Annotated in this window: 11 protein-coding genes and 1 pseudogene; 7 read left to right on the top strand and 5 right to left on the bottom strand. The window is 45.7% G+C overall.

Features of this window, described 5'->3' with window-relative positions; translation table 11 throughout:
* The first annotated feature begins 207 nt into the window (after positions 1–207).
* The 3 genes from PHH59_RS16805 to PHH59_RS16795 all read left to right on the top strand — a co-directional run bounded on the left by PHH59_RS16805 (position 208) and on the right by PHH59_RS16795 (position 3,104).
* Positions 208–984 (top strand): hypothetical protein, encoded by a 777-nt coding sequence (locus tag PHH59_RS16805; protein ID WP_300018995.1) that lies wholly within the window; start codon positions 208–210, stop codon positions 982–984.
* The gene (locus PHH59_RS16800) at positions 981–1,475 is read left to right on the top strand and encodes a PIN domain-containing protein (protein WP_300018992.1); all 495 of its coding nucleotides are present in this window, start codon (positions 981–983) and stop codon (positions 1,473–1,475) included. Before PHH59_RS16805 ends, PHH59_RS16800 begins: the two co-directional genes overlap by 4 nt.
* 231 nt (positions 1,476–1,706) lie before the next feature.
* Positions 1,707–3,104, top strand: coding sequence for a hypothetical protein (locus PHH59_RS16795; protein ID WP_300018989.1), 1,398 nt, complete (start codon positions 1,707–1,709; stop codon positions 3,102–3,104).
* On the opposite strand, the gene PHH59_RS16790 is transcribed toward PHH59_RS16795, so the two are convergent.
* Complete coding sequence (locus PHH59_RS16790; RefSeq protein ID WP_300018987.1) at positions 3,083–3,262, bottom strand: hypothetical protein; 180 nt, start codon at positions 3,260–3,262, stop codon at positions 3,083–3,085. The two genes, PHH59_RS16795 and PHH59_RS16790, sit on opposite strands and share 22 nt — an antisense overlap.
* Positions 3,263–3,298: 36 nt before the next feature.
* A complete protein-coding gene (locus PHH59_RS16785; RefSeq protein WP_300018984.1) occupies positions 3,299–3,520 on the bottom strand; it encodes a hypothetical protein in 222 nt (73 codons plus the stop codon).
* 132 nt (positions 3,521–3,652) lie between these two features.
* On the opposite strand from PHH59_RS16785, the gene PHH59_RS16780 reads away from it, so the two are divergent.
* The 4 genes from PHH59_RS16780 (at position 3,653) to PHH59_RS16770 (ending at position 5,223) form a co-directional block, all read left to right on the top strand.
* On the top strand, positions 3,653–4,252 hold the full coding sequence (locus PHH59_RS16780; RefSeq protein ID WP_300018981.1) for a class I SAM-dependent methyltransferase: 600 nt from the start codon (positions 3,653–3,655) through the stop codon (positions 4,250–4,252).
* 212 nt (positions 4,253–4,464) lie between these two features.
* Positions 4,465–4,740, top strand: coding sequence for a YecR family lipoprotein (gene yecR / locus PHH59_RS16995; RefSeq protein WP_366145496.1), 276 nt, complete (start codon positions 4,465–4,467; stop codon positions 4,738–4,740).
* Between the two features lie 78 nt (positions 4,741–4,818).
* Positions 4,819–5,007, top strand: coding sequence for a type II toxin-antitoxin system HicA family toxin (locus tag PHH59_RS16775; RefSeq protein ID WP_300018978.1), 189 nt, complete (start codon positions 4,819–4,821; stop codon positions 5,005–5,007).
* A 3-nt stretch (positions 5,008–5,010) separates the two neighbouring features.
* Positions 5,011–5,223 carry a type II toxin-antitoxin system HicB family antitoxin gene (locus PHH59_RS16770; protein WP_300018974.1) on the top strand — a complete coding sequence of 71 codons (213 nt, stop codon included), beginning with the start codon at positions 5,011–5,013 and terminating at the stop codon, positions 5,221–5,223.
* A 69-nt stretch (positions 5,224–5,292) separates the two neighbouring features.
* Here PHH59_RS16770 and PHH59_RS16765 read toward each other — a convergent pair.
* From PHH59_RS16765 to PHH59_RS16755, 3 genes and pseudogenes are all read right to left on the bottom strand, one after another.
* Positions 5,293–5,805: pseudogene (locus tag PHH59_RS16765) on the bottom strand (transposase); the annotation flags it as partial.
* A 105-nt stretch (positions 5,806–5,910) separates the two neighbouring features.
* The gene (locus PHH59_RS16760; protein ID WP_300018971.1) at positions 5,911–6,132 is read right to left on the bottom strand and encodes a hypothetical protein; all 222 of its coding nucleotides are present in this window, start codon (positions 6,130–6,132) and stop codon (positions 5,911–5,913) included.
* Positions 6,081–6,301 (bottom strand): hypothetical protein (locus PHH59_RS16755; protein WP_300018998.1); only part of this gene is annotated, 221 nt, incomplete at its 5' end. The genes PHH59_RS16760 and PHH59_RS16755, both read right to left, overlap by 52 nt.

The raw sequence follows: 6,301 nt of genomic DNA, 5'->3' as shown, positions 1-6,301 counted from the left end.
CAATGCCCAACAAGCCAGTCAAAGGGACTGCCCGCCGTTCCGGCTGGCGAAGTTTTTAGTTTTCACAGGTAGGCGGCTTCGCTCAAGTCATTCAAGCGGGCAGCTCCTTACCGTAACGTTGGGCAGTATCAACTCTTCCTTTTCTTCGAGGTGCGACGAACATATAATGACGCATCGTGCGAAACTTAAAGTGAGAATTAATAAGCCGTGAACCCAATAAACCAACTACGCTTCGCTGTTAGTGACCGTATCGATGATGGAGAAGTAACTCCCTCACACGTTTCTTTAGCGTTGTTGGGAGAATTTCAAAAAGATGTTGCCGAGTTTTTGAAAGGATCAAATCGTGACATTGACATAGCTAAGATTCTAATTTCTATAGAAGAAGGTTCTTTAGCCCTTGTCGCAACAGGTTTGCTCTCTGCAATCACGCTGTGGTCTGATCTTGATCAGTTGAAGTCTTCAGATTCCCTCAATTTAATTGATTCAAAAAGAGCAAATGTAGTTGAACGTTGGCAATCTTTAGCACAAAAAAACCCGCATAGGCGCTACTCGGTTGCAAATAAATCCGCTAACCTATCTTTTGTAATCGACGCAACATCTAATTTTCGTAGAGTTGAAGATGTTTGGGTTCATGTAGAAAAATATTTACACGGTATCGTTTTTGATATGGGCGGAAATACTAAAGCGAATGTTCATCTTAAGTTGGAAAACGGTGCAATACTGCCTCCTATTACATCCACTCAAGATTATTTGGAAAAAAACGGTCAAGATCGTTTGTATCGCACTGCTTTGCTACATGTCACCGCCGAAGAAAACCTACACACTGGAGAATTACGTAATCTAAACCTGCTTACTTTTGAAGCTCACCAACCTAGCTACGATGATGACGAGTTTAATCTAATGGTAGAACGAGGAACTCAAGCTTGGGCAAATGTCCCGAACTCAACGGAATGGTTAGAGACAATTCGCGGCGGTCAAGCATGACAGTTTCTGTGTTGTTAGATACCAGTTTTCTTATTTCATTGGTTGATCGTAATCGAGTTAATCACAATACCGCTGCTCTCTACTATAAATTGTTGCTGGAACAACAAACGCCAATTTACTTTTCCTCTATTGTCGCTGCGGAAATTGCTATCAAACAACCAATTACTGATTTGCCACTTAAAAACTTCCGAACCATTCCATTCAACATTCCGCATTCAATAGAATCCGCTCGACTATGGAACTTGCTTGGCACACGGGATGATGGAGATAGCCGCTCCGTAATCCGTGACGACATAAAAATAATGGCGCAAGCGTCACATGAAACTATCCCGTTTATCTTAACGGAAGATGCTTCTACCCTTTATAAGTATTGCGAGCGGCTACGGACATCAGGAAATTTGAACGTTAGGGCTATAAAATTAGCGGATGGCTTTGATTACTCGGCATTTCGATTAGATGGGCAGAAAGACTTTGACTGTTTTGTTTCATAGATATTCAAGCCCAACAAGTCAGTCAAAGGGACGCGCCGCCCGTTGGCGGTTTTGGAGTTTCGTTTTTATCAAGGTTCGGCGGCTTCGTTTAGCTTTCGCTAGCGGCGTGCCCCTTACCGTAACGTTAGGCAGTGAATTGGATACACGAAAAGTGTATCCTGTCTTGCAGATTTCCGGTTTGCTGCGTACCGGTTAACTGCAATCGTTTAGCGCAGCATTGGGAGTGTGTTTATGTATGTCAATAATAAAATGAACAAAATACTGGGTTTAAATGCCCAGGCAAATTCAGCTCTGAAACATGTCTCCACTTTTGCAGCAACTGTTCTGATAGGAATATCAAGCGCAAGTTTGGTGGCGACGGCGCAAGCTGCTGTGGTATTTAAGCCGTTGGTTAGTGAAGGCCAAGAACGACCAGATAAGGCTGACCCAAACAGCGCCGATTTCTTTTCGGGAGTGGCATGTGGAGTGGTTGAAGGTGATGATGTGGTGTTTCGTTCAATGCATGATGGCTTTCGGACGGGTTTTGATTCGATTTGGACGATCAAAGCAAACGCTACCGGACTGCGCAAAATAGTCGGCAAAAACCGGCTGGTACCCGGCGGATTCGGTAAATTTATGGATTTTGGGTCAAATAACGGTGGCGATTACACAACATCACCGTTGTTGCATAATGGTCTAATCGCTTTTTTGGGTCACGACTCAAATCCAAATAGCGATTTACGCGGTGCCGGAGGCTTGTATTCAGTGCGCCTTTCGAATGCAGTGATTAAACGGGTTGCTAACTACAATACGCCTAATCCTAGTCTAGGCGGCTTTTTGTTTGGGCAATTTACCGGCATTAGCCAGCAAGGTTGTCACAATGCCTATGCTTTTAATGGTAAGAACGTATTTTTTACTGCGGCAACATTAGGCAATAATGACCCATCAGGTGTTTATCAGGCACGATATGATGGTGCCGGTTTGAAAAAGGTGCGTGATAACAACGATCCTGACACCTCTTTCCCATTTTTTCAGCCACGTGGTTTTTATGCACCTACCCTAGGGATAAATCCGGCCACCGGAGCCACTTTCCTTGGCTATGCCGGCTACAATGTTTTCGGCCCGCAAGCACTGTATGTTGGTAAGCCGCATCGCATGCTGCGCTCAGATAATTTGCCGGGCGATCCAAGTCCTGCAACGGGCGGGTCGTCTTTTAATTATTTTTTGTTTGATCGCCTTACCGCTGTCTTTTATGCCGAAGCGGGAGAGGATTATTACGGTATTTTTTCCCGACGCAATAATACCGGCCCAATCCGTAAGATTGTTACTAACCTCGATAAATTGCCCGGCATAGGCCAATGTCCAATCAATGCTATCGGTAATTTTGTTGCTGACGCAGGGCGGGTGTTCTTTTTTGCTAATACAACGAATTGTGATGGCTTGACGGCTAATGGCAGGATGGGAATTTTTATGGCAAAAGGCTATAAAATCAAGCGCATTATTGGTATCGGCGATTCTCTCGGCGATGGCTCGGAAGCTGTTGAAGTGCAAAACGAATTAGGGCCAGGTTCAGTGCATGGAAATCGGTTGGTTGTTAGTGTGAGGACAACGAAATCCAATCGCACCCTTTACGTTGCCAATCTGCCTTGAGAACAATGAAGCGTGGTAGGCAGCACTTTTTTGCCACCTTTTTTATCTGTCGTTTTTGCAGGTGGTTGCTGGGCTTTGGCGGGTGCTATCTGGCCTAACAAGTCAGTCAAAGGGACGCGCCGCCCGGTGGCGGTTTTGAAACATAAATTTAAATTCAAAGGTAAGTGGTTTCTAGCCCCTAGAGGCATAAGTATCTACACAACATTTCCCAAAAATTGCCGTGCAGTAGCTTTTAAAGCTTCCAGTTCCTCTTGGGAGTAGGCCTCCATGATTTTGGACATGGACAGAAAAACCCATAAGCCCGCCAACAATGCGGGATTGCTGAACGCTTGTTTATGGCGCATTTGCCTGCCACTGAGTTTGATAAGGAATGTCCGCAATTCGGCGGCTTTCCGGTGCGGGGCAAAATGCGTCACCTTCAATGCCCAACAAGCCAGTCAAAGGGACTGCCCGCCGTTCCGGCTGGCGAAGTTTTTAGTTTTCACAGGTCAGCGGCTTCGCTCAAGGCACTCAAGCGGGCAGCTCCTTACCGTAACGTTGGGCTAAATATGAAACCTGAAGATATAGGTCAAGCTTACAACCAAATTACCCACCTTTGGGAAAGTGATGACTTTAATCGGAGTAACGGGATTATTGAGCATGAAAGAGTAATTGCATTTGTAAAAAATAGAGGCAAAGCACTTGATGTTGGGTGTGGCTGTACTGGGCGCTTTATCGACCTCCTCCTAAGTAATGGCTTTGATCCAGAAGGCGTCGATATTTCTGAAAAAATGATAGGATTGGCAAAAAAAAGACACCCTGAAATAAATTTTTATCAACAAGATATATGTAGCTGGAATGTGCCTCAAAAATATGACTTCATTACCGCCTGGGATAGTATTTGGCATATACCACTTAATCAGCAAGAGAATGTGTTAACAAAACTGGTTTCCAATCTTAACGCAAACGGAGTATTAATATTCTCTTTTGGAGGCACAGATGAACAAGGCGATCATAAAGATAGCTTCATGGGACCAGAGGTATATTACTCAACCTTGGGCATCAATGGGTTTCTTAAGTTATTTATTAGCTTAGGCTGTATTTGTAGGCATCTTGAGTATGCTCAATACCCAGAGCTACACATGTACCTTATTGTTCAAAAAGCCTAACATTACGCTCAAGCGGGATGCGCTTTTTCGTGGCGGTTTTGAAGGTTTGTAATTTTTTCGGCTTCGGTGGCTACGTCAATCGTCTGTGACAGGCGCGCCCCTTAGTTTTACGTTAGGCAAATCGCTACAGACCATTTTTTAATAGGAGATTCCATTGAAACACATAACCCTTTTTGCTACTTCAGTTCTCGTAATTATCTTCATACAGGGATGTGCAGTTCAAAAGCAACTCATCCCAACAGGGGGGAAGCCGTTCAGATGGAACAGTAAAATTGTCATTTGAATATGGCATGTTTGAAGTTCCCAAACTAGATGAGCAACAGGGATTGAGTGTTGCAAAACAAAGATGTGCAGCATGGGGATATACAGGCACGGAACCATTTGGTGGGTCAACTAAGACATGCACCAGTAGCTCAAATAGTGGATGTAACAGATGGCTTGTAACTGTTGAATATCAGTGTACTGGCTCTTCGCCTGCTTCAAATTAACGCAGTTAGGCACAATAGGGTGGTCGTGTAACGTTCGATATTTTTGGAAACACTGTTGTAATCTGCTATTTTACTTGCATGAAAGTAAATGAAATTTTAATTTTTCTGAAAAAAGATGGCTGGTATCTTGCCACAACGCGAGGGAGTCATCGTCAATTTAAGCATCCAATTAAAAGTGGTCGTGTAACTGTACCTGGAAAACCTAACGATGATTTAGCCCCCGGCACTTTAAATAGCATACTAAAACAAGCAAAACTAAAGGAGTAACCCATGCGTTACGCAATCGTTGTCGAAAAAGCAATAAATAATTACTCAGCATACGTCCCCGATTTGCCAGGCTGCGTTGCTACCGGCTATACCGTGGAGGAAACTGAGCGCGAAATTCGTGAAGCAATTGAGTTTCATATTGAAGGACTGATTGAAGATGGTTTACCGATACCTCAGCCCGCAAGTATCGTTCAATATATTGAAATCGCGGCATAAGTTGTCATTCAATAGTATGTACAAGCCTCTCAAGAAGCTCACTTTAACTAACTGATATACTGAAAATTTTTAAACGCCATCGGCAGCAGGAATTAACTGAAAACCGAATTGTTCGGCACGTTTGGTCAAATTTTTAATGGCCCGTTCTCGGTATTTTTCTTCATACTGCGCCTGCCCCTGATCCACATAGGCCTCCCCCTTAGTGATCATCGTATAAATTAACCGGGCCAGTTTATGGGCACAGGCAGTGACGGCCTTGCCTTTGTCCATCCTGGCGCAAAGCCTCCGGTAATACGCGCCCGGTGCGGATTTGCTGGAACGCAGGCTGACCGCCGCCATTTTTAAGGCTTGTGCGGCACGGTTGGCGTTGCGGCTTGTCCTCGCGGACAGGACTTTGCCGCCGGATATTTTCGTGCCGGGGCATAGCCCCGGCCACGAGGCAAAATGCTTGGCATCCTTAAAGCGTGGCAAATCCGCCCCGGTTTCCGCCAACACCTTAAACGCGGTGGTCACGTCAATGCCATCGATACGCGTCAAATCGACACCGCACATCTGTAGCAACAGGGTACGGGCATCAAACTGCGGCGCGTTCCGGGGCTTGCCGTGGTTGCGCTTGGGCTTGCCCGCCTCCAAGTCATTGCGGGCAAGGCCTTGGAGCATTTTTTCCCACCACAGGGGCATAAGTATCTACACAACATTTCCCAAAAATTGCCGTGCAGTAGCTTTTAAAGCTTCCAGTTCCTCTTGGGAGTAGGCCGCCATGATTTTTGACATGGCCAGGAAAACCCATAAGCCCGCCAACAATGCGGGATTGCTGAACGCCTGTTTATGGCGCATTTGCCTGCCATTGAGCCTGATCAGGAACACCCGCAATTCGGCGGCTTCCGGGCTGTTGTACCCACAGGGCATAAATCAGCGGCGATTTCCCAGACCGTGACACAAGCCATGCTGGCGACGAGCAGGCGCTTGGCGATGGCCAAGGCGGATTTATGCCCTGTGGGTATTCCTGTTGCCACGCTTCCAACGGGTGGCCCGCCGATTTGACCAGTTTGAAAAAGCATTCGATCCGCCTTTATGC

Origin of the sequence: Methylovulum sp. (genome assembly GCF_028687615.1) — a bacterium.
GTDB lineage: Bacteria > Pseudomonadota > Gammaproteobacteria > Methylococcales > Methylomonadaceae > Methylovulum.
The sequence above is the reverse complement of the archived record's forward strand: the minus strand, read 5'-3'. Positions and strand labels throughout refer to the sequence as shown.

Bases quoted from the DNA above. Each gene is read 5' to 3' on its own strand.
- PHH59_RS16795 (WP_300018989.1), top strand. From the start codon at position 1,707: ATGTATGTCAATAATAAAATGAACAAAATACTGGGTTTAAATGCCCAG.
- PHH59_RS16770 (WP_300018974.1), top strand. From the start codon at position 5,011: ATGCGTTACGCAATCGTTGTCGAAAAAGCAATAAATAATTACTCAGCA.
- PHH59_RS16800 (WP_300018992.1), top strand. From the start codon at position 981: ATGACAGTTTCTGTGTTGTTAGATACCAGTTTTCTTATTTCATTGGTT.
- PHH59_RS16780 (WP_300018981.1), top strand. From the start codon at position 3,653: ATGAAACCTGAAGATATAGGTCAAGCTTACAACCAAATTACCCACCTT.
- PHH59_RS16760 (WP_300018971.1), bottom strand. From the start codon at position 6,132: ATGCCCTGTGGGTACAACAGCCCGGAAGCCGCCGAATTGCGGGTGTTC.
- PHH59_RS16775 (WP_300018978.1), top strand. From the start codon at position 4,819: ATGAAAGTAAATGAAATTTTAATTTTTCTGAAAAAAGATGGCTGGTAT.